Source organism: Microbacterium sp. F2 (assembly GCF_052274505.1).
Classification (GTDB): domain Bacteria; phylum Actinomycetota; class Actinomycetes; order Actinomycetales; family Microbacteriaceae; genus Microbacterium.
Genome location: NZ_JBNVBV010000011.1, coordinates 1 through 24,888 on the forward strand (window position 1 = coordinate 1; position 24,888 = coordinate 24,888).

General features: G+C 68.0%; 24 protein-coding genes and 2 pseudogenes. 11 read left to right on the forward strand and 15 right to left on the reverse strand.

The window, feature by feature from the left end; translation table 11 throughout:
* On the forward strand, positions 1 to 570 hold a 570-nt coding region (locus tag ACQVDU_RS14515; protein ID WP_443477500.1), incomplete at its 5' end, for a radical SAM protein.
* A 112-nt stretch (positions 571 to 682) separates the two neighbouring features.
* Here ACQVDU_RS14515 and ACQVDU_RS14520 read toward each other — a convergent pair.
* Entirely contained in the window at positions 683 to 2,836 is a 2,154-nt protein-coding gene (locus tag ACQVDU_RS14520) for a DEAD/DEAH box helicase (RefSeq protein ID WP_443477501.1), read from the reverse strand.
* A gap of 294 nt (positions 2,837 to 3,130) precedes the next feature.
* On the opposite strand from ACQVDU_RS14520, the gene ACQVDU_RS14525 reads away from it, so the two are divergent.
* Positions 3,131 to 4,051 carry an aldose 1-epimerase family protein gene (locus ACQVDU_RS14525; protein ID WP_443477502.1) on the forward strand — a complete coding sequence of 307 codons (921 nt, stop codon included), beginning with the start codon at positions 3,131 to 3,133 and terminating at the stop codon, positions 4,049 to 4,051.
* Here ACQVDU_RS14525 and ACQVDU_RS14530 read toward each other — a convergent pair.
* From ACQVDU_RS14530 to ACQVDU_RS14540, 3 genes are all read right to left on the reverse strand, one after another.
* The gene (locus ACQVDU_RS14530; protein WP_443477503.1) at positions 4,039 to 7,668 is read right to left on the reverse strand and encodes an efflux RND transporter permease subunit; all 3,630 of its coding nucleotides are present in this window, start codon (positions 7,666 to 7,668) and stop codon (positions 4,039 to 4,041) included. The two genes, ACQVDU_RS14525 and ACQVDU_RS14530, sit on opposite strands and share 13 nt — an antisense overlap.
* 103 nt (positions 7,669 to 7,771) lie before the next feature.
* On the reverse strand, positions 7,772 to 8,146 hold the full coding sequence (locus ACQVDU_RS14535; protein WP_292712941.1) for a fluoride efflux transporter FluC: 375 nt from the start codon (positions 8,144 to 8,146) through the stop codon (positions 7,772 to 7,774).
* Positions 8,143 to 8,544, reverse strand: coding sequence for a fluoride efflux transporter FluC (locus ACQVDU_RS14540; protein WP_331790875.1), 402 nt, complete (start codon positions 8,542 to 8,544; stop codon positions 8,143 to 8,145). Before ACQVDU_RS14540 ends, ACQVDU_RS14535 begins: the two co-directional genes overlap by 4 nt.
* Before the next feature lie 168 nt (positions 8,545 to 8,712).
* Here ACQVDU_RS14540 and ACQVDU_RS14545 point away from each other — a divergent pair, with 168 nt between their 5' ends.
* Complete coding sequence (locus ACQVDU_RS14545; RefSeq protein WP_292712937.1) at positions 8,713 to 8,874, forward strand: hypothetical protein; 162 nt, start codon at positions 8,713 to 8,715, stop codon at positions 8,872 to 8,874.
* A 76-nt stretch (positions 8,875 to 8,950) separates the two neighbouring features.
* Here the strand turns inward: ACQVDU_RS14545 and ACQVDU_RS14550 are convergent, their stop codons facing one another.
* Entirely contained in the window at positions 8,951 to 9,724 is a 774-nt protein-coding gene (locus tag ACQVDU_RS14550; RefSeq protein ID WP_300592430.1) for a MerR family transcriptional regulator, read from the reverse strand.
* A gap of 138 nt (positions 9,725 to 9,862) precedes the next feature.
* On the opposite strand from ACQVDU_RS14550, the gene ACQVDU_RS14555 reads away from it, so the two are divergent.
* On the forward strand, positions 9,863 to 10,714 hold the full coding sequence (locus ACQVDU_RS14555; protein ID WP_331790876.1) for a DUF4097 family beta strand repeat-containing protein: 852 nt from the start codon (positions 9,863 to 9,865) through the stop codon (positions 10,712 to 10,714).
* Positions 10,714 to 11,328, forward strand: a complete 615-nt coding sequence (locus ACQVDU_RS14560; protein ID WP_443477522.1) for a PadR family transcriptional regulator — start codon at positions 10,714 to 10,716, stop codon at positions 11,326 to 11,328. The genes ACQVDU_RS14555 and ACQVDU_RS14560 overlap by 1 nt, the downstream gene beginning before the upstream one ends.
* A 51-nt stretch (positions 11,329 to 11,379) precedes the next feature.
* Here ACQVDU_RS14560 and ACQVDU_RS14565 read toward each other — a convergent pair whose 3' ends face one another.
* On the reverse strand, positions 11,380 to 11,922 hold the full coding sequence (locus tag ACQVDU_RS14565) for a universal stress protein (protein ID WP_292712931.1): 543 nt from the start codon (positions 11,920 to 11,922) through the stop codon (positions 11,380 to 11,382).
* A gap of 174 nt (positions 11,923 to 12,096) precedes the next feature.
* Here ACQVDU_RS14565 and ACQVDU_RS14570 point away from each other — a divergent pair, with 174 nt between their 5' ends.
* Positions 12,097 to 12,282, forward strand: coding sequence for a DUF3073 domain-containing protein (locus ACQVDU_RS14570; protein ID WP_228179361.1), 186 nt, complete (start codon positions 12,097 to 12,099; stop codon positions 12,280 to 12,282).
* Positions 12,283 to 12,312: 30 nt separating this feature from the next.
* On the opposite strand, the gene purF is transcribed toward ACQVDU_RS14570, so the two are convergent.
* The 5 genes from purF to ACQVDU_RS14595 all read right to left on the reverse strand — a co-directional run bounded on the left by purF (position 12,313) and on the right by ACQVDU_RS14595 (position 16,119).
* Positions 12,313 to 13,773: an amidophosphoribosyltransferase gene (gene purF, locus ACQVDU_RS14575; protein ID WP_443477504.1), complete on the reverse strand. Its 1,461-nt coding sequence runs from the start codon at positions 13,771 to 13,773 to the stop codon at positions 12,313 to 12,315.
* 6 nt (positions 13,774 to 13,779) lie between these two features.
* Positions 13,780 to 14,823, reverse strand: a complete 1,044-nt coding sequence (gene purM, locus ACQVDU_RS14580; RefSeq protein WP_443477523.1) for a phosphoribosylformylglycinamidine cyclo-ligase — start codon at positions 14,821 to 14,823, stop codon at positions 13,780 to 13,782.
* Between the two features lie 104 nt (positions 14,824 to 14,927).
* A complete protein-coding gene (locus ACQVDU_RS14585; RefSeq protein WP_300592442.1) occupies positions 14,928 to 15,332 on the reverse strand; it encodes a hypothetical protein in 405 nt (134 codons plus the stop codon).
* A 24-nt stretch (positions 15,333 to 15,356) separates the two neighbouring features.
* Entirely contained in the window at positions 15,357 to 15,686 is a 330-nt protein-coding gene (locus ACQVDU_RS14590) for a potassium transporter Trk (protein ID WP_366945436.1), read from the reverse strand.
* Positions 15,687 to 15,744: 58 nt separating this feature from the next.
* Positions 15,745 to 16,119 (reverse strand): HtaA domain-containing protein, encoded by a 375-nt coding sequence (locus tag ACQVDU_RS14595; protein WP_300592445.1) that lies wholly within the window; start codon positions 16,117 to 16,119, stop codon positions 15,745 to 15,747.
* A gap of 57 nt (positions 16,120 to 16,176) precedes the next feature.
* Between ACQVDU_RS14595 and ACQVDU_RS14600 the strand changes: the two are divergent.
* Positions 16,177 to 16,779, forward strand: a pseudogene (locus tag ACQVDU_RS14600) (FecCD family ABC transporter permease); the annotation flags it as partial.
* A pseudogene (locus tag ACQVDU_RS14605) lies at positions 16,776 to 17,551 on the forward strand (heme ABC transporter ATP-binding protein). The pseudogenes ACQVDU_RS14600 and ACQVDU_RS14605, both read left to right, overlap by 4 nt.
* A 28-nt stretch (positions 17,552 to 17,579) precedes the next feature.
* Here the strand turns inward: ACQVDU_RS14605 and ACQVDU_RS14610 are convergent.
* Positions 17,580 to 17,933, reverse strand: coding sequence for a sterol carrier family protein (locus ACQVDU_RS14610; RefSeq protein WP_300592448.1), 354 nt, complete (start codon positions 17,931 to 17,933; stop codon positions 17,580 to 17,582).
* Between the two features lie 34 nt (positions 17,934 to 17,967).
* On the opposite strand from ACQVDU_RS14610, the gene purD reads away from it, so the two are divergent.
* Positions 17,968 to 19,233: a phosphoribosylamine--glycine ligase gene (gene purD / locus ACQVDU_RS14615; RefSeq protein ID WP_300592451.1), complete on the forward strand. Its 1,266-nt coding sequence runs from the start codon at positions 17,968 to 17,970 to the stop codon at positions 19,231 to 19,233.
* Here purD and ACQVDU_RS14620 read toward each other — a convergent pair.
* Together ACQVDU_RS14620 and ACQVDU_RS14625 are read right to left on the reverse strand one after the other, a co-directional pair.
* The gene (locus ACQVDU_RS14620) at positions 19,226 to 20,725 is read right to left on the reverse strand and encodes a DHA2 family efflux MFS transporter permease subunit (RefSeq protein WP_300592454.1); all 1,500 of its coding nucleotides are present in this window, start codon (positions 20,723 to 20,725) and stop codon (positions 19,226 to 19,228) included. The two genes, purD and ACQVDU_RS14620, sit on opposite strands and share 8 nt — an antisense overlap.
* Complete coding sequence (locus ACQVDU_RS14625; RefSeq protein ID WP_300592457.1) at positions 20,722 to 21,345, reverse strand: PadR family transcriptional regulator; 624 nt, start codon at positions 21,343 to 21,345, stop codon at positions 20,722 to 20,724. Before ACQVDU_RS14625 ends, ACQVDU_RS14620 begins: the two co-directional genes overlap by 4 nt.
* A 189-nt stretch (positions 21,346 to 21,534) precedes the next feature.
* Here ACQVDU_RS14625 and ACQVDU_RS14630 point away from each other — a divergent pair, with 189 nt between their 5' ends.
* A complete protein-coding gene (locus ACQVDU_RS14630) occupies positions 21,535 to 22,818 on the forward strand; it encodes an ATP-binding protein (protein WP_300592460.1) in 1,284 nt (427 codons plus the stop codon).
* 65 nt (positions 22,819 to 22,883) lie between these two features.
* Positions 22,884 to 23,780 carry a phosphoribosylaminoimidazolesuccinocarboxamide synthase gene (locus ACQVDU_RS14635; protein ID WP_300592463.1) on the forward strand — a complete coding sequence of 299 codons (897 nt, stop codon included), beginning with the start codon at positions 22,884 to 22,886 and terminating at the stop codon, positions 23,778 to 23,780.
* 25 nt (positions 23,781 to 23,805) lie between these two features.
* Here ACQVDU_RS14635 and ACQVDU_RS14640 read toward each other — a convergent pair whose 3' ends face one another.
* Positions 23,806 to 24,849 (reverse strand): LacI family DNA-binding transcriptional regulator, encoded by a 1,044-nt coding sequence (locus ACQVDU_RS14640; protein ID WP_300592466.1) that lies wholly within the window; start codon positions 24,847 to 24,849, stop codon positions 23,806 to 23,808.
* Between the last annotated feature and the right edge of the window lie 39 nt (positions 24,850 to 24,888).

Sequence of the window (24,888 nt, forward strand, 5' to 3'; positions counted from 1 at the left end):
ACCATCGCACGATGGCTCACCCCGTCGCGGTCACGACGCCGCGGGCCCGAAAGACCACCACCCCGCGGGACTCCAGGCACGCTCGAGCCGGGGACGCCGAGCGCAGCCGCGCGCCTCGAGACCGTGAGAGCGGCGACGGATGCCGGATTCCGCGTCACCGTGTTCCTGATGCCGATCCTCCCCCACCTCACCGATTCAATTGCCACGCTCGATGATGCGCTGGGGCGCATCCGAGCGGCCGGCGCACACCGAGTGGTCTTCGGCGCGCTGCACCTGCGCCCGGGGGCGAAGCAGTGGTTCTGGCAATGGCTCGAGCGGGAGCATCCGGAACTCGTCGGGTCGTATCGCGGCCTGTACCCGGGCGCTTCCGCGTACGCGCCGAAGCCGTACCGTCAGTGGCTCGCCAAGCGCGTTCGGCCGCTGCTGCGGGTGCACGGCCTGACGGGGCACGCCGAGGAAGAAGCGCCGCCACGCGAGCCGGTGCCCGGTCTGGCAGCGCGGCGTGCCGCGGCATCCGTCGTCACGACCTCGCGCGGCAGACGTGCTGACGCGGCAGCGATGCTGTTCTGAGCCCGCCGCTTCTACGCATGGAGGTAGGACACATCCCGCAGGCAGGACGATCCGGTGCGGATTCGTCCTGCCTGCGGGATATTGCCTACGTCAGAGAGGTGGCGGCGGCGCGTCAGGCGTCGACGTCGGCGAGCTGACGGCCCGCGATCTCCTCGAGCAGGTCGTCACCGACGCGAGCGTCCTCGAAGGGCGCCTCGATCTCGGCGCGATCAAGCATCTCGGTCATGCGGCGACGACGCTGACGCGTGATGAGCGTGACGACCCGACCCTCGCGACCCGCGCGGCCGGTGCGTCCCGAGCGGTGCAGGTACGTCTTGTACTCGTCGGGAGCGTCGGCCTGCACGACCAAGTCGATGTCATCGACGTGGATGCCGCGCGCGGCGACATCCGTCGCGACGAGCACCCGCACCCGGCCCGAGGTGAGCTTCTCGAGGTTGCGCGTGCGCTTGGCCTGGTTGAGGTCACCGTGCAGGGCGAGGGACGGAATGCCGGCGTCGTCGAACTGCTCGGCGAGCATCTCGGCGTAGGCGCGGGTACGAGCAAACACGAGGGTCTTGCCGTCGCGGTCGACGAGCGAGGTCAGGATCTCGGCCTTGTCGCGGTGGTCGATCACGAGCACGCGGTGCTCGATGGTGCTCGAGTCCTGGTCTTCACCCGCAACCTCGTAGACGGCAGGCTCGACGAGGAACTCGTCGACGAGCGCAGCGACCTCGCGGTCGAGCGTCGCTGAGAACAGCAGCTTCTGGCTACCGTCAGCGGTCAGACGCAGGATGCGCTGCACCGGCTCGAGGAAGCCCAGCTCACACATGTGGTCGGCCTCATCGAGGACGGCGATCCGAACATCCGAGAGGTCGAGCTTGCCCTGTTCGACGAGGTCCTCGATGCGGCCGGGGGTCCCGACGATGATGTCGACGCCCTTCTTGAGCGCACCGACCTGGCGGGCCTGGGGTACACCACCGTAGATCTGCGTCGTGAACAGACCGACGCTGCGGGCGATCGGCTGGATCGTGCGGTCGATCTGCAGCGCGAGCTCACGCGTGGGAGCGAGCACCAGAGCCTTGGGCGATCGGCCGAACTCACGACGGCTCCCCGCCTGCGAGCGCAGGATGCTCTCGACGAGCGGTGCGCCGAACGCGATGGTCTTACCCGACCCGGTCCGTCCGCGGGCGAGCACATCGCGACCCTCGAGGATCGGCGCAACGGTGGCCGCTTGAATCGGGAACGGCGTTGCCGCACCCAGCTCGGCAAGCACGCGAACGATGTTCTCGCCGAGGCCCAGATCACCGAAGCTCACGCCCTCGACAGCATCGGCCTGGACAGCGTCAGCCTGCAACCGCTCGTGGACAACGTCGACGTGCTCTTCGTGTGCGGCCGAGCGCGTCGGCGCGTTCCAGTCGGAGCGGTTCGGACGGTCGTCGCGGCGCGGCCGGTCGTCACGACGGGGCCGGTCACCGTAACCGGCACGGTCGTCGCGACGCGGGCGGTCACTGTACGACGGGCGATCCTCACGACGGGGACGGTCTGCCTGGGAGGGACGGTCGTCGCGACGCGGACGATCCCCGTAGCGGTCCTGGCCCTCGCGCTGCGGACGGTCATCACGACGGGGCCGGTCACCGTAACCACCGCGGTCATCCCGACGCGGACGGTCACCGTACGAGGGACGGTCATCACGACGCGGGCGATCACCGTACGCGGGGCGATCATCACGCTGCGGGCGGTCGTCACGACGCGGGCGGTCGCCATACGACGAACTGTCATCACGACGCGGACGGTCGTTGTACGACGGCCGGTCATCCCGACGTGGGCGATCACCGTACGACGGACGGTCATCACGACGCGGGCGATCACCATACGACGGACGGTCATCACGGCGTGGGCGATCACCATACGACGGACGGTCATCACGACGGGGACGGTCGGAGTAACGATCCTGACCCTCACGACGCGGGCGGTCCCCGTACGCGGGGCGGTCATCTCGCGCGGGGCGGTCATCACGACGCGGACGGTCGTCCCGAGCATGGGAACGGATGGCGCGAGCCTCGTCGCGACCTGCGCGCTCCTGCGCCGTCCAGCGACGCTTGGGCTCGCCGCTCGACTCTGCGGCCTCGGGACGGTAGCCCCGGTGGCTCGGGCTCTTGCTACCGGGCTTTCCGGCCGACGACGTACCGGGCCAACGCTTGCGGTCCTGGTACGCGGTCTTCTCGCCATAGCGCGGTTCGAAGTTCTTGGCTGCGCGGCCGCCGGCCGGCTTCTTGCTCTTGGGCATGGGTGTGTTCTTCCTGGGTTCTCTCGCACGAGAACAGCAGTCGAGACGCGCTCGACAGGCCCGGACTCTCTTGGCCGGGGGCCATTCATGTGATGGTCATGTGCGCCGATCGGCGCTCACCATCGGCCCCAAGGACTCACAAACCCACTCGCCATACAAGGCAATGTCCAGAGCCGACCGATCCAGGGTACAGGCTCACCCTGAGAAACCCCCACGTCGGCACCTCGGCACCATCGGAACGGATGCGTCACTCAGGGCCTCTAGCATGGGCACGACGCCAGCCGAGGAGGACCCATGATCGACACGCGCCACGACCCCACCGGGGAGCAGTTCCACCTCTCGAGCGCCGACGGCCGGGTAACGGCGCACCTCACGCAGGTGGGGGCGACGATCCGCGGACTGACCGTCGACGGCGTCGACCTCATCGCACCCTACCCCCAGGGGATGCCCGCACCCGCGGCATCCGGAACCGTGCTCGTGCCGTGGCCGAACCGCGTCCGGGGCGGCACGTGGAGCCACGACGGCACCACCTACCAGCTGTGGATCACCGATCCGTCGGTCGGGGGCGCATCGCACGGGCTGCTGCGCTTCATGCCGTACACCGTCGCCGAGCAGTCCGGCGACAAGCTCACGCTCGCGGCGACCGTCTTTCCGCAGAGCGGCTACCCCTTCCAGCTCGATACGACTGTCACGTATGCGCTGACTGCCGATGGCATCGAGGTCACCCACGTCATCGAGAACGTCGGCACGGATGCCGCACCCGCGGCCCTCGGCACCCACCCGTACTTCACGCTCGGTGATGTTCCGACCGCCGATCTTGTCTTGACCTCGCCGGGCCAGAAGATGCTCGTGCTCGACGACGCGCTGATCCCGATCGACGAGGTACCGGTGGACGCGGCATCCGATCTTCGGGAGGGCGCCCGGCTCGGGGATGTCTCGCTCAACACGTGCTACACCGAGATCGCCCGGGACGCCGACGGGATGCTGCGCCACCGCCTGAGCGCGCCCGATGGGCGGACCGTCACGATCTGGCAGGGGCCAGACCTCGACTACGTGCAGGTGTACACGACTGACCGCTACCCGAACCGCGAGTTGGCCGTCGCCATCGAACCGATGAGCGCGGTGCCTGACGCCCTCAACTCCGGTCGAGGTCTGCGCTGGCTGGCGCCGGGCGAGACCTGGACCGTGAGCTGGGGCATCTCCTACTCGGGCTGACGTCCGTTCTGGTCGTCGTCCGAGTTCTCGGCGCCGGGTTCGTCGCCGGCATCGGTTGTCTCGGCGTGGGCAGTCTCGGCGCTGTCGGCTGATTCCTCGGTGGCTCCACCGTCGGTCTCGGTCTGATCAGATTCCGGCTCGTCGCCCTCCGACTCGACGGCCTCGGGATCGACAGCATCTGATTCGACAGCGTCTGTTTCGACAGCGTCAGGCTCGGTGATATCAGGCTCAATGGTCTCGTCGACGGCTGGCTCTGGACCATCGGCCGCGGTCTCGAGACCCCCCGGCTCACCGGCATCGGACTCGGTCGCCACCTCGTCCTCGCCAACCTGGTCCTCGCCCACCTGGTCCTCGACCCCCTCGGATCCGGCAGGCGACTGGATCGGGATCTGGCCGGTCCGCAGCGCCGTCTCACGCTCGCGCAACTCGCGACGCGTCAACGGCACGTCCTCGGCACCACCCGCGGCGCTGGCAACGGCAGCAACCCCGATGCCGGCGAGCACGAGCGCGCCCTCGGCATCCGTCTGCCCCGACCGCGCCGCGCGCTTTGCCTGCCGCCGCTCCTTCGCGCCCTCGACGAGGTTGTAGAGCGTCGGCAGCACGAGCAGCGTCAGCACGGTGGACGAGATGAGTCCGCCGATCACGACGATCGCGAGCGGCTGCGAGATGAACCCGCCCGTGCCGGTGATCCCGAGTCCCATCGGCGTGAGCGCGAGGATCGTGGCGAGCGCGGTCATCAGGATCGGACGAAGACGCCGCGTGCCACCGGCGATCGTCGCGTCGTGGGCACTCAGGCCCTTCTCGCGGTACTGGTTCACGAGGTCGACGAGAACGATCGCGTTTGTGACGACGATGCCGATGAGCATCAGCACGCCGATCAGCGAGGCGACGCCCAGCGGGATGCCGGTGACAATCTGCAGCAGGATCGCACCGGTTGCCGCGAACGGCACCGAGATGAGCAGCAGCAGCGGCTGGCGCAGCGACTTGAAGGTCGCGACCATGACGACGTACACGATCAGGATGGCTGCCAGCAGCGCGAGGCCGAGCTGGCTGAAGGCGTCGGCCTGGTCGGTCGCGACACCGCCCAGATCAGCGCTGGCCGAAGACGGCAGATCAGCCGCGTCGAGCGCTTCCGTGACGGATGTCGTCGCCTGCGTGAGGTTGTCAGTGGCGGGAGTAACCGTCACTGTCGCGGTGCGCGTGCCACCCTGCGTGGTGATCGATGTCGGTCCCTGTGACTCCTCGACAGTCGCGACCTCCGACAGCGGCACGGGCCCCTGCGCGGTGAAGACCTGCAGGTTGCGCAGCTCGTCGATCGTGGTCGGCGGGTCGTTTGAGGCCAGGTACACCGTCAGCGAGGTGTCGTCGACCTCGACGCTACCGATGCTCTGCGGCTGCATCGTGCTGGACACGATCGCACCGACGGCGACCTCCGACAGGCCGAGCGACGCCGCCTTGTCGCTGTCGACCTGCACCGAGATGAAGGGCAGGGATGCCGACAGGTTGCTCGTGACCTGGCTGACGTCGTCGAGGTCACTGAGGCTCGCGACGACGGCATCCGTCGCCGCTTGCAGTGTCGAGGCGTCGGGAGCAGTGACGTCGACCTCGATGTCGGTCGAGCCGAATCCGCCGTTGCTGCCAGCGACGGTGATCTCGCCGACATCCGGAATCGCCTCGACGGTGTCCTGGACTTCCTGGCGAAGCGCGACCTGGTCGGCACCTTCCTGTGTCGTAATGGAGTACGTGATTCCGCTGCCGCCGCCGGTGAAAGCATCACGCAGCGCGTTGCCGCTGGAGCCGATCGAGACCTGCACGGTCTGGATGCCGTCGATTCCCATGAGGGCTTCCTCGACCGGCACCGCTGCGGCGGACTCGGCCTCCAGGCTCGGCGCCGGACCGATGTCTTGCGTCATCGTGAACGTGTTCTGCCCGGAATCGCCGAGGAAGTTCGTCTTCATCAACGGTGCGACGGCGATGGTGCCCACGAGGACGAGGACCGCAAGCCCCAGAGTGACCCAGGAGTGGCGCAGCGTCCACCGCAGGATCGGGGTGTAGCCGCGCTGCAACCGATCGAGCGGAGCCGCCGGGTTCTCGGGGTCGATCTCCCGCCCCGCCTCATCCATCAGCGGCTTGCCGGGCTTGAGGAACCAGTAAGCCAGCACGGGCACGATCGTGAGGGCGACCAGGAGCGATGCCAGCAGCGCGATCGTGACGGTCAGAGCGAAGGGTCGGAACAGTTCGCCGGTCACGTCGCCGACGAAGGCGATCGGCAAGAAGACGGCGACAGTCGTGATCGTGGACGATGTGATCGCCGACCCGACTTCCTTGACGGCCCGCACGATCGACGTCATCTTGTCGGCCGTGCCGACGTAGTGGCGCCTGATGTTCTCAATCACGACGATCGAGTCATCCACGACACGGCCGATCGAGATCGTGATCGCCCCGAGAGTCAGGATGTTCAGCGAGTACCCGAACGCCTGCAGGCCGATGAACGTGATCAGCACGCTCGTCGGGATCGAGATCGCGGTCACGAGCGTCGCGCGCACCGACAGCAGGAAGAGCAGGATGACGAGCACGGCGAACAGCAGGCCAAATCCACCCTCGACGGCAAGGGTCTCGATCGACTGCTCGATGTAGGGCGCCTGGTCGAAGACGACGGTGAGGGTGACTCCATCGAGCTGCTGCTCGAGCTCGGGCAGGATGTCGACCACGCCGTGCGAGACATCGACGGTGTTCGCTGCCGGAAGCTTCGTGATCGCGATCGTCACCGCCGGCTCGCCGTTCACGCGAGAGATCGTCGTGACCGGGTCCTGGCCCTGCTCGACGGTGGCGACGTCGGCGATGGTCACTGTGCCGGCTTGGAACTGCTCGGCATCCGTGGGAACGAGCGGGAGCGCCGCCACCGCATCGACCGACGTGATCTTCGAGCCGGTCTGCACTGTGAGGGTCTGCTCGTTCTCGGTGATCTCACCGCCCGGGAACAGCACACCGTTCTGATCGAGGGCGTCGCGGATCGCCTGCTGCGTGTAGCCGGTCGCAGCGAGCTTCGCCGGGTCGGGGGTGATCGTGATGCGCTGTCCGGTGCCACCGACGATCTGCGCGGCGTTGACGCCGTCGACATCCTCAAGCTCGGGAATCGCGACTGATTCGAGTGTCGCCTGGATGGTCTGCTGATCGTCGTAGCCGGTGACGGCGATCTGGATGACGGGGAAGTCGTCGATGCTTGCCGAAAGGACATTGGGTTCGACGTTCTCGGGCAGTTGAGATGAGATCCGATTGATCGCTTGCGTGATCTTCTGCTCAGCGGTGCCGAGGTCGGTGCCGTAGGTGAAGGACGCCTGCACGATCGAGGCGTTGGTCGTGCTGGTCGCTGTCGTCGACTCGAGGCCCGGGACGGCCTGGATGGCTGTTTCGATCGGTGTCGACACGTCGTTGGCGACAACCTCAGGCGACGCTCCCGGATACGTCGTGACGACGATGAGAGCGGGGAACTCGATCGAGGGGATCAGTTCCTGCTTCAGGCTGGTCAATGCGAGGCTGCCGAACAGGGCAGCGACGATCGTGACCAGCGCGATGAGGGCGCGGTTTTTCAGGCTCAGGACGGCGAGTTTCGACACGGTGGCCTTTGCTGTGTTCGGTGCTGTCGGGACGCGACGATACGCGGGTGTATCGCCCCCATCTTCGCACGGTGATTCCGGGGGATATCCCGAAAACTCCCGATCAGCCGGCGCCGGGAGCGAGCGCTGCGCCCAGCGCAAGCCCGCCCGCAGCGGCAGCGAGCGAGAGCACGAAGGTTCCGACGACGTTGACGATCGCGATCCGTCCGCGCCGCTCTTCGGCGAGCAGGATCGTCGTGACCGAGACGGCGCTGAAGGTCGTGAAGCCGCCGAGGAGGCCTCCCCCGATGATGAGCTGCAGGTCAGCGGAGGGAGCGGCGCCGGTCAGGATGCCGAGCGCGAACGACCCGACGACGTTGACGACGAAGACTCCCCATGGCGGGCCCCACCAGCGCAGGATGGCGACGTCAGCGCTGTAGCGCAGTGCTGCACCAACGCCGCCGGCGAGCGCACCGAGAGCGAGCAGAAGCGGGCTCATGCGGAGTGTCCACGCGCTGATGCCTGCCGGGGACGGGCGATCCAGAGCCCGGCGAGCGCAGCTACCAGCCCGGCGAGCACGGTGACGACCGCGAGCGGCAGCGATGCCGGGTCCACTGCGAGCACGGCAAAGCTCGAGTAGGTCGTGAACCCTCCCATCACCCCGACTCCCCAGAACGTGCGCATCCTGGTGGCGCGGGCGGGGTCGGCCTGAGCCTCGGCCCGCCCCGTCACCACGCCAAGCAGGAAGGACCCGATGATGTTGATGAGCGGGATGGAAAACCACTGGACCGAGGGATCCTCGATGAGCAGGATGAGCAGTCGCGCGGCAGTACCGATCACCCCGCCCGCGAACACCAGCCACAGATGAGCCCCCGAGAAGCGCGGTCTGGTCGCCATCCGCTCAGGCTAACGCTCCGACCGGCGCATCGCCGCTCTCGCATACCGGTTTCGGGGCGCGGAAACAACCCCGTTGTCGCGCGGCGTCGACGGTGACATCGTCACGGGGTGGCGAGCGCGCCCGACACGTGTCGAGCATGCTCCCCGACGTCCAACGAAAGGTGCCCCATGAACATCGCACTTCTGCTCGTCATCATCATCGCCGTCGTTCTGGCTATCGTCGGCGGCCTCAACACGGCCTTGAACTGGCTGCTCTGGGTCGCCCTCATTGTCGGTGTGATCGCCCTGATCGCATTCCTGTTCAGGGTGATCAGCGGTAGCCGCCGCTGACGCACCCGCGACGAACGGATGCCGCGCTCCTCGGGGGAGGGGCGCGGCATCCGTTTGCCGTGGCGGGTTCGCGTGACTACAGCCGGGTGGTCACGTACTCCGTGAGCGCGTCGCGCACGAATTCAGCGCCGCCGTTCCCGCCGGCGGATGTCGCGTAGTTGGCCGCGAAGCGAGGGTCAGCCACATACATCTCCGCGAGGCCGAGCACGTAGGGTTTCAGCGCCGCGTCGCCCTCGTGAGCGGGAGTGCCGGGGATGGCGCGCAGCCACGTCACGTGACGCTCCGCCAGGGCCTGCGCCGCGGTCGAGCCTGGCGCGATTCCGGACTCAGCGGCAGCCGCCCAGGCCCGGGCGAGTTCAGCTGTCGCGTCCTTCCACGCCGACTGCTGCTCCGCTCCGAGTGAGCGCCACCACGCGTCCGAGCTGGCGTACGCCTCGGCGCCCCAGCGCTGCTCGACCTCGTCCTTGTAGACGGTGTGGTCGAAGCCGTCGAACATGTCGTCGTTCATCGTCGATTCACCTCCCTCCCATGCCCTGATCGTGGACTCCACCGCAGCGATCTGCCGGGCAAGTCTTGCCTGCTCCGAACGGAGCCATCCGATGTGTGTGCGCAAGGCCGCAGCGGGGTCCTGCTGCGCGTCCACGACCTCGGCGATGTCGCCGAGCGCGAGCCCCAGATCCCGCAGTAGCAAGATCCGCTGCAGTCGCACGAGGGCCTCAGCTCCGTAGTACCGATACCCGTTCGCGCCCGTTCGCGTCGGGGCCAGGATGCCGATGTCGTCGTAGTGCCGCAGCGTGCGTGTGGTCACGCCCGATCGCCGCGATACCTCATGGATGCTCCATTCCGTCATGGCATCCACGGTAGAAGTTGACGTTGCGTCAATGTCAAGAAGGCGCGCGGGGAATCTTGCATGACGCGTTATATCGCGTTATTCTCAAATCGCGTTATATCGCGTCTTTGCTTTCTTGCGACCAGAACGGAGCGGACCGTGACCCTCGAGAAGTGGCTCATTCATCCGGGAGAAACGCGCGTCATCGACCTCGACGATGTGCGTACCCTCAAGATCGGCCTCGTCGGTGGCCAGGTCGATGTCGTCGCCCACGACGAACCCGGGGTGCGAATCGAGGTCTACGGAGTGACTGTCAAAGACCTCCGCATCGAGGCAACCGGCGACGCCGTCGAGATCGATCACCCGCAGCTGCGCTGGGACAACTTCCTCGAGGCCTTCCGCAACTTCGGGTCCGGCGGCCCCAAAGCAGAGGTCAGCGTCGCGGTCCCCCGTTCGGTCGCCCTGAACCTCGGCGTCGTGAACGCCAGCGCCCTCGTTTCGGGGCTTGAGGCCGGCGCACGCCTCAACACCGTGTCGGGCGACATCATCGTCGACGGCCTGAGCGGCGACGTCACGGTCAATGCGGTGTCGGGCGATGCTCAGATCCGGGACCTCACCGGCACCCTGTCGGCGAACAGCGTCTCGGGTGATGTCGCCGCGACCGGCAGCATCCGCAAGGCGACGATCGACACCGTGTCGGGTGACATGCTGGTCGACACGACCGGCAACGCCCACGCCATCAGCCTGAACACGGTCAGCGGTAGCTCAACGATCCGACTCGATGAGGGACTTCCGGCCAACTTCGTCGTGCGCAGCGTGAGCGGTCGCGTCCAGATCGACGGCGTGATGCGGTCGGGAAGCGGTGTGACCAACTACACCGGCTCGACCGGCGAGCTGAGCGGCTCCTTCGTGGACGTGCGCACAAACTCCGTCGCTGGCGGACTCACGGTGCTGCGCCGCTCCCCCGCTTCGACACCGGCGGATGCCCCGAGCGAGGCGGAGGGCCTGTGATGGCCCCCGTCTTCTCTCACGGCGACCTGCGCCTGTACCTGCTCTCGCTCCTCGACGAGGGGCCGCGACATGGCTACGACATCATGCAGGCCCTGTCGGATCGCACCGGCGGCACCTACACCCCGAGTGCCGGCACGGTGTACCCGCGGCTCGCGAAGCTCGAGGAGGAGGGCCTGGTGACCAAGACCGTCGACGGTCGCAAGACGATCTACGAGATCACGGATGCCGGCCGCGCCGAGGTGGCATCCCGCGCCGACGACCTCAAGAGCATCGAGGACGGTCTTGCCGATTCGGTGCGCCTGATCGCCGACCAGGTACGCGGGTCGGTGCGTGAGGCGATGAAGAGCCTGCGCGCAGACCTCGCCGCCGCCAGCAGGGCAGAGCGCGAGGATCGCGATCAGCAGGTGCGGGACGTCACCGACGACCTGCGCTCCCTCTCGCGGGAACAACTGCACCGGGCCGAGGTTGCGATCAGCGAGTTCCGCGCCCAGGTGCGCGCCGACCTGCGCACGCACGTTGCCAAGGGCGGCACACTCGCGGCATTCGTCGTGGACGAGCTGGCAACCGGCCTGGACGAGGTGACCCGCGCCATCACTCGCTCACTGCGCGACTGAGGCGGCTCGGATCTCCGGACCGAGTGCAGGATGAACCTGCGTTCGGGGAGCTCAGCTGGTCGGCCAGAGGTCCTCGTCATCGGGCGCCGGCTCCCCGAGCGGCACGACGAGGATCGGGCGCGCCTGCCGATGGGCCAACCGGGCAGCGACCGATCCGGTGAAGAACTCGCGGATCGACTCGCCGATACCGCGCTTGCGGGTCCCGACGACGAGCAAACGGGCGTCCACCTGCTCGGCGAGGTGCTTGATGGCCAGTGCCGGGTCGCCGACGAGCTGATGGAGGCGCCAGTCGACGTCGATTCCGTCCAGCGCGTGGGCCACGGAGGCGCGCACGAGGTCGATATCTGCCTCGCCCGGCGCGATGTTCACGTCGATAGGAGCGGTGTGTACGTACCCGTCAGGATCTTCGTACGTCACGAACCGAGTGACGTCGACGTGGGCCACAACCAGGGGCGCCTTCATCATGGCGGCGTACTTCGCGGCCTCCTTCACGACGCGGGGGTTCTGGTCGGGAACGACCCCGACGATCACCGCGCCGCGCACCGCCGCCGCGTCCAGGGGCGCCGTTGTAAGCTCTGGCCGTTCGTCCGCCATGGGGATTCCCTCCTCGACATACGGAGCCGAGGGGTGCACAGCAGCGGGCCCTCGAGGGCTCCGTGATATTCTGAATGCTACTCTTCCCGGCGAAAGACCGGATCGTGAATGCACGGGCTGCGGAGCGCGGAGACCCGCGCTTCAGCCCGCGGGTCAGAAATGAGGGGGTCTCGCATGGGGCGTGGCCGTCAAAAGGCGAAACACACCAAGATCGCCCGCGAACTCAAGTCCTACAGCCCGAGCGTCAACTATGCGGCGCTCGAGAAGGAACTGGGTCACCCGTCCGACGATGATCTGTACGTCGACAAGTGGGCCGATGAGTTCGACGACGAGGATGACGAACTCGACGAGACCGCCTGAGCGCGCCTCGTCCCGTCATCGCGCTCCCACTCAGGACTCCTGACTGGCCTCGACCCAAGTGAGATACTCCTCCGTCACGGTTCCGGTGACGTAGCGTCCGTCGAAGCAGCTCATGTCGAGGTCCTCGACATCCGAGCCTTCGAGGATCGCCGCCTTGAGGTCGGCGACCTCCTGGTACACGACGTAATCGGCACCCAGCTCCTCAGCGATCTCGGGGATGGAGCGTCCGTGTGCGACAAGCTCGTGGCGGGTCGGCATGTTGATGCCGTAGACGTGCGGGTATCGCACGGGAGGGGCTGCCGAGGCAAAGGTCACGGATGTCGCACCGGCATCCCGCGCCATCTGGATGATCTGCTTCGAGGTCGTTCCCCGCACGATCGAGTCGTCGATGAGCAGCACGTTCTTGCCCTTGAACTCGCTCGACATGGCGTTGAGCTTCTGACGCACGCTCCGCTTGCGGGCCGACTGCCCCGGCATGATGAAGGTGCGGCCGACGTAACGGTTCTTGTAGAACCCCTCTCGGTACTCGATGCCGAGCTTGCGCGCGACCTGCATCGCGGCGGGCCGGGATGAGTCCGGAATCGGCATGACGACGTCGATCGTCCCCGCGGGGGTGTACTTCGCGATCGTGTCGGCGAGGCGGTCGCCCATGCGCAGCCGTGCCTCGTAAACCGAGATCCCGTTCATGATCGAGTCAGGCCGCGCGAGGTAGACGTACTCGAACGAGCACGGCACGAGCTGAGGATCCTCGGCGCACTGCTTCGTGTGCAGGTGTCCGTCGAGGTCGATGAACACCGCTTCGCCCGGCATGACGTCGCGGACGACCTCGAATTCGCCGTTCTCGAGCACGAGGGACTCGGACGTGACCACCCACTCGTACGATCCGTCGGGGGCCTGTCGCGTGCCGAGGATCAGAGGACGGATGCCGAACGGGTCGCGGAAAGCGAGCAGGCCGTGGCCCGCGATAAGGGCGATGGTGGCGTACGAGCCTTCCGCGCGGGCGTGGACGCGGGAGACGGCTTCGAAGATCTCGTCGGGCTCGAGATCGATCCCCGAAACCGTCGCCTGTAACTCGCCGGCGAGGACATTGACCAGCAGCTCGGTGTCAGAGCTCGTGTTCAGGTGGCGGCGATCCTTGTGGAAGAGCTCGTCGGTGAGCTCGCGCGTGTTGGTGAGGTTGCCGTTGTGCACGAGCACGATGCCGTACGGCGCGTTGACGTAGAAGGGCTGGGCCTCTTCTTCGCTGGATGCCGTGCCCTTGGTGGCATAACGCACGTGACCGAGCCCGATCGTGCCGAGCAGTGACCGCATGTCGCGCGTACGGAACGCCTCACGCACCTGGCCGCGCGCCTTGGTGATGTGAAAGACCCCGCTCGGTTCCGCCGTGGCGATTCCGGTGGAGTCCTGCCCGCGGTGCTGCAGCAGCAGAAGCGCGTCGTAAATCTCTTGGTTGACGGGGCCCCGCCCGACCATGCCGACGATTCCACACATGGGGTGTTACTGCGCTCCTTCGGCGAACGATCCGACCAGGCGAACGGCACCGCCGTCAACGCCCTTCGCCCCTTCCACGTACGTGCCACTGGGCCTCGGCCCGTCGGAGACAACGCCGATCTGCCACGCGGCAATACCTTCGGCGGTCAGCGCGGATGCCGCATCCGCTGCCCGATCTGCCGCGACGACCGCGACGAAGCCGATACCGAGATTCCACGTGCCCTCGGTGTCCGAGAGAGGGATGCCGCCAAGGTTGGCAAGTGACTGGAACACCACCGGCGGAGTCCAGGTCGCACGGTCGATATCGACCCAGGTGCCAGCCGGAAGGACGCGCGCGAGGTTCGCAGCAATCCCGCCGCCGGTCACGTGGCTGAGCGAATGCACCCCGCCGCCGGACTGTGCGATCAGCCGCAGCAACGGCGCCGTGTACAAGCGAGTGGGCTCGAGCAGAACCTCACCCCAGGTGGTGCCACCGAACTCGGCCGCGGCATCCGTGTACGACAGGCCGGATGCCGAGACGATGTGGCGCACGAGCGAGTAGCCGTTGGCGTGGAGTCCGCTCGAAGCGAGCGCGAGAACCACGTCACCGTTCTCGACGCGATCGGCCCCGAGCACGGCGTCAGCCTCGACGACGCCCGTTGCAGCTCCCGCGACGTCGTAGTCATCGACGCCGAGCAGGCCCGGGTGTTCGGCTGTCTCACCGCCGACCAGAGCTGTTCCGGTCTCTTCGCAGCCGCGCGCGATACCCGCCACGATGTCGGCGATGCGCTCGGGCACGACCTTGCCGCACGCGATGTAGTCGGTCATGAACAGGGGCCTGGCGCCGACGACGACGATGTCATCGACGACCATTCCGACGAGGTCTTGGCCGATGGTGTCGTGCTTGTCGATGGCCTGGGCGATGGCGACCTTCGTGCCGACGCCGTCGGTGCTCGTCGCGAGCAGCGGACGGCGGTACGAGCGGAGGGTCGACGCGTCGAACAGGCCGGCGAAGCCACCGACACCGCCGAGGACTTCGGGTCCCTGGGTGCGACGGACCGCAGCCTTCATGAGTTCGACGGCGAGGTCACCCGCTGCCGTGTCGACACCTGCTGCGGTGTAGGGATTGCTGGGGGCGTTGTGGGACTCCACCCGAACAGCCTACCGGCGCGTCCTCAGCTCTCGTCGCGCATCCATGGTGGCGGCTGATCGGTCATCGGCCGGGAGAGGTCGTCGACGAAGGTGACCTCCTGCGCAGCACGTGCGTCGCGGATGCGGCGGAGGGTGCGTCGCTCAGCGAAGAGGATGATGCCCGCGCTGATCAGCAGGCACACTGCGACCGACACCATGGCGTTCAGCCCGAACGCCCAGATGACCCCGGCTTCGCCGGACGAGGCAACACCGTCGCCCGACACCGCCCCGAGCGTGGTCAGGATCGCAGCGATGAGGAGGCCCCCAGCGATGCCGGCGCCGAGGATGCGCCCATACCGTGGCGATCGTCGCACGTGAACCCGCTGCACCTGGACGTCGATGATGTGCTCGTGTGGATCCGGTGAGGATGACTCGCGCTGGACTGCCATGTGACTGCCCTCACCCGGTTCCGGTCAGTCGGCCGAGATGATGCGCTCGTGCTCGACCCGCATCGTGCGGGCGCGGCGCGCGTAGATCCGGTCGAGGATGAGGGCCACCGCTCCGCCGAGGGCGACGCCGCTCGAGACGAAGATCAGCAGCAGGAACCCGAAGACCTGCATCTGGGAGTAGACGAGGCCCGTGTTCGGGCTCTCTTGCGTCGTCCCGTCGAACAGGAACGTCAGGATCATCGCGACGAGCAGGCCCAGGGCACCGCCCATCAGCAGGAAGACAGAGTACTTCGGGCTGCGCCGCACCGTCACCTGCTCGAGGTGGTCGTCACTCGTCGGGGACATGGTCTCCATTCTCGCACCCTCCCGCCCAGCGGGATTCGCGGGCGGGAGGGTGCGAGAGCGTGAGGTGTCAGTCGTCGTGTGTGCCGGGCCCGGCATCCGACCCGCGACGGCGGGCGATGAGCACGCCGGCTGCGACGATCACCGCGAGAAGTCCGACACCACCGGCGATCCAGGGCCACACCGGCGCTTCGGGGGCGCTGGATGCCGCATCCTCGGTCATCAGCGGCGCAGCGTCAGCGGGCTCCTCGGCCACGGCGGGTGCCGCCGTGACACAGTCCGAGGTGACGGGGATCACGGCCGAAATCGGGTCGAGCTCCTCACCACTGGAGTAGGTGCCGAAGGCGGCAGCTCCGGCATCCGTGAGTGTCGCCGGGACAGCATCGAGCGTGATGGCACCGTCCGCGACCTCGAGTGACGGCACCGCGAACTGCGCGAACCGCACTCCGGTCTCAGAGACCGAGGCGCCATCCTGCGTCTCACCCGCAACGTCGAAGACCAGAGCAGGTCCGGGGGCCGCACGGAGGTCGTCACGCTGCTGTTGACGGGCATCGCGATCAACGCCATCGCCGGCGCGGGCCTCGCGCTGCTGACCTTCCTCGGCACGACATCGACGCGCGAGCAGATCGTGTTCTGGCAGCTGGGGAGCCTCAACGGAGCCCTCTGGCAGAACATCGCCCTGGTCGCGCCGCTGGTGCTGATCGGATCGATCGTTGCGCTCGTGGTCGCGAATTCGCTCGACCTCTTCGCCCTCGGCGAGCGCACCGCACGGCACCTCGGCGTGCGGGTCGAGGCGTTGCGGATCGTCGTCATCGTGACCGTCGCGCTCCTGGTGTGCGCCGCCGTGGCGTTTGCCGGCATCATCGCCTTCGTCGGACTCGTGATCCCCCACCTGCTGCGGATGGCGATCGGCCCCGCGCACCTGCCGCTCGTGATCACGAGCGCGCTGGGCGGTGCGCTGCTGATCGAACTCGCCGACCTTGTCGCGCGCACCGCCGTTCCGTTGGCAGACCTGCCGATCGGCATGCTCACCTCCCTCATCGGCGGGCCGTTCTTCCTGTGGCTCCTGCTGCGAGCGCGCAAGAGCGCGGGAGGCTGGGCATGAGCATCCGGCTGAGTGCGCGCGGCGTCACGGTCCACCCGGATGCCGCCCCCGCACCGATCCTCGAGAACGCGGACCTCGAGCTGCGGGCGGGCGAAGTCCATGCGCTGGTGGGCCCCAACGGCGCCGGCAAGTCGACCCTGTTCGGAGTTCTCGCCGGAGACATCGCCCCGCGTCCGGGGCTGTCGACCTCGACGGTGCACCCCTGGCCAGCATCCCCCCGAAGGATCTCGCCCGCCAGCGCGCCGTGCTGCTGCAGCAGAACGACGTGGCGTTCGCCTTCACGGTCGAGCAGGTCGTGCGGATGGGGCGCGCTCCGTGGGCTCGCACAGAGCGAGAGGATGCGGATAACGACCTTGTCGACGCTGCGCTCGCCGCGACGGACATCGGGGCTCTGCGTCACCGCGCGGTCCGATCACTCTCCGGCGGAGAGCGGGCCCGTGTCGCCCTGGCCCGGGTGCTGGCGCAGGATGTCGGCATCCTGCTGCTGGATGAACCAACCGCAGCGCTCGACCTGCGTCACCAGGAGGACGTCCTGCGCATCGCGCGAGATCGCGCAGCGGCCGGGGCCGCGGTCGCCCTGGTCGTCCACGATCTGAACGCGGCGCTGGCCTACAGCGATCGCGCCACGCTGCTCTCCTACGGACGGGTCGTCGCCACCGGCACACCCGCCGAGGTGCTTACGGCGGAACGCATCGAGGATGTCTACGGGCAGCCCGTCGACATCCTCACCCACCCCGTCACCGGAGTCGGCGTCGTCGTCCCGAAGCGGTAGTCGGCCCAGCCCGGCACGGATGCTGCGCTCACGGTCGGAGCGGGAGGAGATGCGAGAAGTCGGCGCGCACTCCGGAGGCCCGCAGCGCCCCGGAGGTTTCGGCATCCGACCACCCACTCGCTCCCGTCGCGAGATCGATGAACGTCGCGGCATCCATCTCGACGACGTTGGGCGGGGTGCCGCGGGTGTGACGCGGTCCCTCGATGATCTGTGTCGCCCCGAACGGCGGAACGCGGACCTCGACCGTCGCGCCCGGGGCCTTCTCGGCGAGCAGCTGGAGCAGGTAGCGCACAGCTGTCGCGGTCTCGGGCCGGCCGGCCGTGCCGTCGGCCACGGCCCCGAGGGCGGCGCGTCCGGCTTCGGTCGTGATCTTGGGAGGCACGGTTCCACGCTACGCCGGTCGGTAGGCTGACCGGGTGCGAATTCTCGTCCTCGGCTCCGGTGCCCGTGAACACGCGATCATCACGTCGCTGCGCAGCGAAGGGGAGGCGCACGAGATCTTCGCTGCCCCGGGAAACGCCGGCATCGCCCAGGACATCACGGTGGTCGCCCTTGATGCAAACGACCCTGTCGCCGTCGCCTCCTTCGCACAGACGGAGTCGATCGGTCTCGTCGTGATCGGACCGGAGGCACCCTTGGTGGCCGGGGTCGCTGATGCGCTGCGCGAGCGCGGCATCCCGACCTTCGGGCCGGGTAAGGCCGCCGCACAGCTCGAAGGATCCAAGGCCTTTGCCAAGCGCATCATGACGGCAGCCGGCGTCCCCACGGGACGTGCCACCCACGCCGCCACGCTCGACGAGGTCGCCGCTGCCCTCGACGAATTCGGGGCCCCGCACGTCGTGAAGGCCGACGGACTCGCGGCGGGCAAGGGCGTCATCGTCACCGACGACCGCGAGGCGGCGCTCGAGCATGCAGCCGAGTACCTCGGCACCGGCGGTGTGCTGGTCGAGGAGTTCCTGTCAGGACCGGAGGTGTCGCTCTTCTTCCTCAGCGACGGCGACACCGTGCGGGCGCTCAGTCCCGCCCAGGACTTCAAGCGCCTCCGCGACGGTGACCAGGGCCCGAACACCGGCGGCATGGGCGCTTACTCACCGCTCCCATGGCTGAGCGACGACTGGGGCGGCGAGGCGGCCTTCGTCGAGCAGGTCACCCGTGAGGTCGCTGAGCCCGTCATCCGTCAGCTGGATGCCGAGGGCACGCCGTTCATCGGCCTGCTCTACGCGGGCCTCATCCTGACCGAGCGCGGCGTGCGCGTGATCGAGTTCAACGCGCGCTTCGGAGACCCCGAGACGCAGGTCGTGCTGCCACGCCTGGTCGAGCCGCTGTCAGGGCTTTTGCTGGCGGCAGCCTCGGGCAACCTCGAAGACGTGGCGCAACCGACCTTCCACGACACCGCAGCAGTCACCGTCGTACTGGCGAGCGAGGGTTATCCCGCGGCTCCGCAGGTCGGCCGCCCGATCACGGGCACGGATGCCGCGGCATCCGTCGACGGCGTTCACCTGGCGCATGCCGCAACGGCCGCCGGGCCCGAGGGGCTCGTCGCGACCGGCGGCCGAGTGCTGAATGTCGTGGCGATCGGTGACGACTTCGGCCAGGCGCGCTCGCGTGCTTACGACGCGCTCTCGAAGATCACGCTTGAAGGCGGCCAGTTCCGCACTGACATCGCCGCCCGCGTCAGCTGACGGCCTGTCGCGGCTTGCGGTGGATGAACAGCGACGCCGCGACCGCGATGAGAATCACGGATGCCGGCAGCATGAGGGTCTGAGCCATCGCGGTCGAGAAGCCGTCGGCCACCGCGGCGGGCAGCGTGCCGCCACCGAAGCTCTCGGTGCTTTCGGCGGCTCCCGGCAGGTTCGCTTCGAGCCGTGACTGCATGAACGCCGCGATCGCAGCCGAACCGATCACCGAACCGACGGTGCGGGTCGTGTTGTAGATGCCGGCGCCAGCGCCCGCTTCGCGGGGCGACAGGCTGTTGGTCGCAGCGGTGGCCAGCGGTCCCCACATTCCCGCGTTGCCGATTCCCATCAGGGCCGACGGGAGCAGGAACATCCAGATCGGGGTGTCGACGTTCAGCATCGCGGCGTACCACCACAGCGAAACCGACACCAGAAGGATGCCGGGTACGAGCAGCCAGCGCGCGTCGGTGCGGTCGAGCAACCGCCCGGCCAGCGGTGCGAGCACGCCCGAGAGCACCGCCATCGGAATCAACAGCAGGGCTGACTCGGTCGGGGTGAGCCCGCGGGCCAGCTGCAGGAAGAACATCAGAGGCAGCGCCATCGTCGTCACCGTGAACCCGACGGCAGCGATCGAAAGGTTCGCGAGCGAGAAGTTGCGGTCGCGGAAGAGGGGAAGTGGCACGAGGGGTTCGCTGCGGGTGCGCGCCTGCGTCCAGATGAAGATCCCGAGCAAGATGACCCCGACGATGATGAGTCCCCACACTGAGATGGGGCCCCAAATCACTCCCCAGTCATAGGCCTCTCCCTCTTGCAGCCCGAAGACGATGCAGAAGAGGGCAGCAGCACTGAGCACGACACCCACGATGTCGAAGCGGTGGCGGTGCGTCTCGAGTCGGGGCACCAGAACCGCCGCGAGCACGAACGCGATGACCCCGACGGGCACGTTGATGAAGAAGATCCACTCCCAGCCGAGTCCGTCGACGAGCAGGCCGCCCGCGAGCGGACCGACGAGCGTCGCGACGCCGGCGGTGGCTCCCCACAGGCCCATTGCCGCGCCACGGCGGTGCGGGGGGAATGTGCGGGTGATGACGGCCATCGTCTGGGGGGTCATGAGCGCGGCGCCGAGCCCCTGAACCGCGCGCCAAGCGATGAGCGCGCCAAGCGTCGGTGAGAGGCCGCAGGCCAGGGAGGCCCCCGTGAAGATCACCAGTCCGATGAGGTAGATGGTCTTGGGCCCGAAGCGGTCGCCCAGGCGGCCGGTGATCAGCAGCGGCACGGCGTAGGCCAGCAGGTAGGACGAGGTGACCCACACCACGTTGTCGAGGTTGGCGGTGTTCGGGTCGAGGGCCGCCTTGATGGCGGGGTTGGCCACAGCGACGATCGTCGTGTCGACGAGGATCATGAAGAACCCGATGACAAGCGCGAAGAGGGCGGGCCAGGGGCTCCGTGCCGGAGCGTCGGATGCCGGCGGCGCAGCGGGGCGGGTGGTCTCGGTCATGAGCGTGCAGCTTCTCTCTGTGCGCGATAGACGGTTTCGTGGGGCTTCGGGTCGCCGCCCCAGGCGTAACCCGGGTCGGCAAGGCGATCGATGGTCTGGTGGAGCCACCGGGTCTCAGCGGTCAGCAGCGCTTCCTGGCGCTCGACCTCGATGAGGTATTGCTCGGGGACGCCATCGGCCCGTGCTGCGGCGAGTCCGGTCCGGTGCTCGGCGTAGTCAGCGTCCAGCTCGGTGGCACGCTGCCGGAGGAGTTCGATCACCTCGCTGCGCTCGAGGTTGTGCGCCTCGGCCAGAGCCACGCGGAACTCGACGGGGCGATCGACCCGCGGCAGTTCGGCGCGCAGCCACGCGCGCACCGCTTCGGCGCCCGCGGGCAGGAGCGTGTAGGTGGTGCGCTCGGGGCGGTTGCCGTCGCGGTCGCTGCCGACTTCGTCGATCAGGCCGGCCCGCTGCAGGCGCGCGATCGTGTGATAGAACGTGCCGTTCGTGATGGCGACCATACGGTCGTCGCGGCGGTGGCGCAGCAGCCGGATCATCTCGTACGGATGCATGTCATCCTCACGCAGCAGCGCCATCGCCATGATCGCGATCGGCGTCAGCGTGTGGTGCGCGGGTTTCACGGCGTGCGTCCTTCCAAATATGGTCCATATCGGCTAGTCCACATGGACTATACGCGCATATCGGCATTCGGCCAAGCCGGCGGGTCCCCCCCCCCTCGAATGCCAGTAGACACGCGGCACCCTGACCCGCGAAGATCGGCTCAGATCAGCCGTCACCGCGGATGTCAGGGCTCAGTGGGGAGGTCACCGATGGTTCGGATCCGTCAGCACCCGCGCGTGCGGGAGGCTCACGCAGATGACATCGACGGCGTCGTCCGGCTGTGGCAATCCGTTGCAGGCTCCGGTGGCGCGGTCTACTCGCTGGCCGAGGTCATCGCCTCGTGCCGCGAGGATGTCGCCATCGTTGCCGTCGTCGGCGAGGAGGTCGTCGGCGCCGCCGTCGGTCGGGCGGCGCACGCCCAGGGGTGGCTCGTCTTCTTCGCCCTCGACGACGAGGTCGATCCGGGTGTCGCGGGCGAGCTGCTCGATGCACTCGAACGCCGGATGGCACCGCTGGGGCTCGGAACCCTGTCGGCCCTCGTGTCCGAGGAGGGCGGCGGAGCCCAACACCTGGTACAGAACGGCTTCCACGAGCAGCGCCACCTGCGCTACTTCGAGCGTCGACTCCCTGTGCAGCGGCGTGAGCTGGATCTGCTGAAGGAGGTCGGTGGCCGCGTCCTTCCCCGCGACCTGTGGAACGCCGTGGCGGGGATGCGGCAGGAGAAGAACCTGCTCGAGGAGCGCCTCGTCGCCCCGCTCGCACAACCCGAGCTGGCTGCCCGGTTCGGGGTCGTGGCACCGCGCGCTGTCATGCTGTTCGGCCCGCCCGGAACGGGGAAGACCACATTTGCCCGCGCCGTCGCGTCCCGCCTCGACTGGCCGTTCGTCGAGCTGTTCCCGTCCCGGCTGGGTGATGCGCCCGGCGGGATGGCCAGCGCCCTACGCACCTCGTTCGAGAAGATCGGTGAGCTCGAACACGCCGTCGTGTTCATCGACGAGGTCGAGGAGATCGCGTCCCGCCGCGGGGGCACACCTCCGTCTCCCACGCAGGGTGTGACGAACGAACTGCTCAAACTCATCGCCGAGTTCCGCGACCGTCCGGGTCGCCTCTTGGTGTGCGCGACCAACTTCGTACGCGCACTGGATGCCGCCTTCCTGCGCCACGGGCGGTTCGACTACGTTCTGCCTATCGGATTGCCCGATGCCGAGGCCCGCGAAGCAATCTGGACGCGCTACATCCCGATCGACTCCCTCGGCGAACTCGATCTGCCGAAGCTCGTGCAGGCAAGCGACGGTCTGACCCCAGCAGATATCGAGTACGCCGCGCGACGTGCCTCGCAAGAGGCGCTCGGCCGAGCGATGCGCGAGGGAGACGCGGCGACGGGGCTCGAGACCGAGGACTACCTCGCGGCGCTGGCATCCACTCGCGCAACGGTTTCGCCCGAAGCGGCAGCGGAGTTCACCGAAGACATCGAGTCGCTCGCTCGCCTGTGACCGGTGCCCGGCACCGGCCTGTCATCGGCCCACGGCAGGGCGCGGCGACCTGCGAGAATGCTCGGGTGACAGATCACGGCGCTCCCGTTTCGCTGCCCGGATGGCATCCCGTCTACTCGGGCAAAGTCCGTGACCTCTACCTTCCTGACGATGAGACCGACACCCGGATGCTGGTGGTCGCGAGCGACCGCGTCAGCGCGTTCGACCACGTGCTCGAGCCCGGGATCCCCGGTAAGGGAACACTGCTGACCACGCTGAGCCTGTGGTGGTTCACGCAGCTCGCGGGGGCTGACGGCGGCGCGCCGATTCCGAACCATCTCGCGGGCGATCAGGCCGAGGTTCCGGATGCCGTCAGCGGCCGTGCCATGCTCGTGCACCGCCTCGAAATGTTGCCGATCGAGTGCGTCGTGCGCGGCTACCTAACCGGTTCGGGCTGGGCAGAATACACCGCGAGCGGCACGGTATGCGGCATCCAGCTGCCGGCGGGACTCAGCAACGGAGACCGCCTTCCCGAGCCCCTGTTCACGCCCGCCTACAAGGCCCCGCTCGGCGAGCACGACGAGAACATCACGTTCGACCAGACCGTCGAGCTCGTCGGAGCCGACCGCGCGGCACAGCTTCGCGACCTCTCGCTGGAGACCTACCGCCGCGCCGCCGACACCGCCGCTGGGCGCGGACTGATCCTCGCTGACACGAAGTTCGAGTTCGGCATCCGTGACGGAGAGCTGACCCTGGCCGATGAGGTGCTGACGAGCGATTCGTCCCGCTACTGGGATGCCGAGGCGTGGCGAACCGGAACGACTCCGGCCGAGCGCATGGCGAGCTTCGACAAGCAGATCGTGCGCGACTGGCTTGCAGCAGCCTGGGACAAGACCGGCACGCCCCCCGACCTGCCCGCCGAGATCGTCGAGCGGACTGCCGAGAAGTACCGAGAACTCATCGACCGCCTGACGAGCTCCTGACCCCGACCCGGCGGCGGGACTGCCCTCAGGAGCTCTGCCGGACGATCAGCTCCGTGTCGAGAATCGTCGCGTGCGGGGGCGTCCCGCCGGCGAGCAGGTCGAGCAGCACGCTCACCATGTGCTCCCCCTGCTCGAACGACGGTTGGCGAATCGTCGTGAGCGGTGGGTCCACGGTTTCGGCGACCGGTGAGTCATCGAAACCGATGATGGCGACATCCGTCGGCACCTTCAGCCCCGCGCCGGCGAGCACCGAGATGGCACCCTGGGCCATGAGGTCGCTCGCGATGAACAGCGCGCGCGGCGGCGGCCCGGCGTTCAGGATGCGGCGCATCGCGCCTGCACCACCGTCGGTCGTGAACCCGCCGTCGGCGTGCGCTCCCTCCGGAAGGCCTGCTTCGGCGAGCGCCTGCCGGTATCCGGCGAGGCGGTCCACGCCGCCGGGCATCGTGAGGGGTCCGGTGATCGTGCCGATGTCGGTGTAGCCCTTCTCGATCAGGTACCGGGTGGCGTCGTACCCGGCGCGGACGTTGTCGACATCCACGTAATAGTCGGTGCCCCGCTCGCGCACCGGACGGCCACCGTAGACCACGGGGACTGCTGCCGCGATGCGATCGATGAACGTGTCACTCGTGTGGTGCGAGACGATCAGGGCGCCGTCGACGCTTCCCGACCGCAGGTAGCTCGTGGTCTTGTCACCCGGGTCGTCGCTGGCGATGAAGAGGTTGAGCACGTAGTCAGACGAGCGCAGCCCCGCGTTGATCCCCGAGACGATGGCGGCAAAGAACGGGTCACCGAAGAAGCGGGTTGTGTCTTCGGGCACCACCAACGCCAGGGCCCGGGTCTGGCGGCTGGCAAGCGAGCGCGCAGCACGGTTGGGCACATAGTTCAACTCGGCGATCGCGCGGTTGACGGCATCCAGAGCCGCAGGGCTCACCGCCGTCGAGCCGTTGACCACACGCGAGACCGTCGAGCGCGAAACACCGGCAGCTGCAGCCACCTCTTCGATCGTCACAGCACCGCGAAACGGGGTAGCCCGTACAAGCTCCTCGCCCACGACGGCCTCGCTCATCGTTCCACCGTCCACGTGGGTATCCTCCCTCGGCGGGCG

Excerpts from the sequence above, each read along its gene's own strand:
- ACQVDU_RS14545 (WP_292712937.1), top strand. The coding sequence starts at position 8,713 with ATGAACATCGCACTTCTGCTCGTCATCATCATCGCCGTCGTTCTGGCT.
- ACQVDU_RS14630 (WP_300592460.1), top strand. The coding sequence starts at position 21,535 with ATGGTTCGGATCCGTCAGCACCCGCGCGTGCGGGAGGCTCACGCAGAT.
- ACQVDU_RS14565 (WP_292712931.1), bottom strand. The coding sequence starts at position 11,922 with ATGGCGGACGAACGGCCAGAGCTTACAACGGCGCCCCTGGACGCGGCG.
- ACQVDU_RS14525 (WP_443477502.1), top strand. The coding sequence starts at position 3,131 with ATGATCGACACGCGCCACGACCCCACCGGGGAGCAGTTCCACCTCTCG.
- ACQVDU_RS14550 (WP_300592430.1), bottom strand. The coding sequence starts at position 9,724 with ATGACGGAATGGAGCATCCATGAGGTATCGCGGCGATCGGGCGTGACC.
- purM (WP_443477523.1), bottom strand. The coding sequence starts at position 14,823 with ATGAAGGCTGCGGTCCGTCGCACCCAGGGACCCGAAGTCCTCGGCGGT.
- ACQVDU_RS14570 (WP_228179361.1), top strand. The coding sequence starts at position 12,097 with ATGGGGCGTGGCCGTCAAAAGGCGAAACACACCAAGATCGCCCGCGAA.
- ACQVDU_RS14590 (WP_366945436.1), bottom strand. The coding sequence starts at position 15,686 with ATGGAGACCATGTCCCCGACGAGTGACGACCACCTCGAGCAGGTGACG.
- ACQVDU_RS14620 (WP_300592454.1), bottom strand. The coding sequence starts at position 20,725 with ATGACCGAGACCACCCGCCCCGCTGCGCCGCCGGCATCCGACGCTCCG.
- ACQVDU_RS14640 (WP_300592466.1), bottom strand. The coding sequence starts at position 24,849 with ATGAGCGAGGCCGTCGTGGGCGAGGAGCTTGTACGGGCTACCCCGTTT.
- ACQVDU_RS14585 (WP_300592442.1), bottom strand. The coding sequence starts at position 15,332 with ATGGCAGTCCAGCGCGAGTCATCCTCACCGGATCCACACGAGCACATC.
- ACQVDU_RS14560 (WP_443477522.1), top strand. The coding sequence starts at position 10,714 with ATGGCCCCCGTCTTCTCTCACGGCGACCTGCGCCTGTACCTGCTCTCG.
- ACQVDU_RS14520 (WP_443477501.1), bottom strand. The coding sequence starts at position 2,836 with ATGCCCAAGAGCAAGAAGCCGGCCGGCGGCCGCGCAGCCAAGAACTTC.
- ACQVDU_RS14535 (WP_292712941.1), bottom strand. The coding sequence starts at position 8,146 with ATGAGCCCGCTTCTGCTCGCTCTCGGTGCGCTCGCCGGCGGCGTTGGT.
- ACQVDU_RS14540 (WP_331790875.1), bottom strand. The coding sequence starts at position 8,544 with ATGGCGACCAGACCGCGCTTCTCGGGGGCTCATCTGTGGCTGGTGTTC.
- purF (WP_443477504.1), bottom strand. The coding sequence starts at position 13,773 with ATGTGTGGAATCGTCGGCATGGTCGGGCGGGGCCCCGTCAACCAAGAG.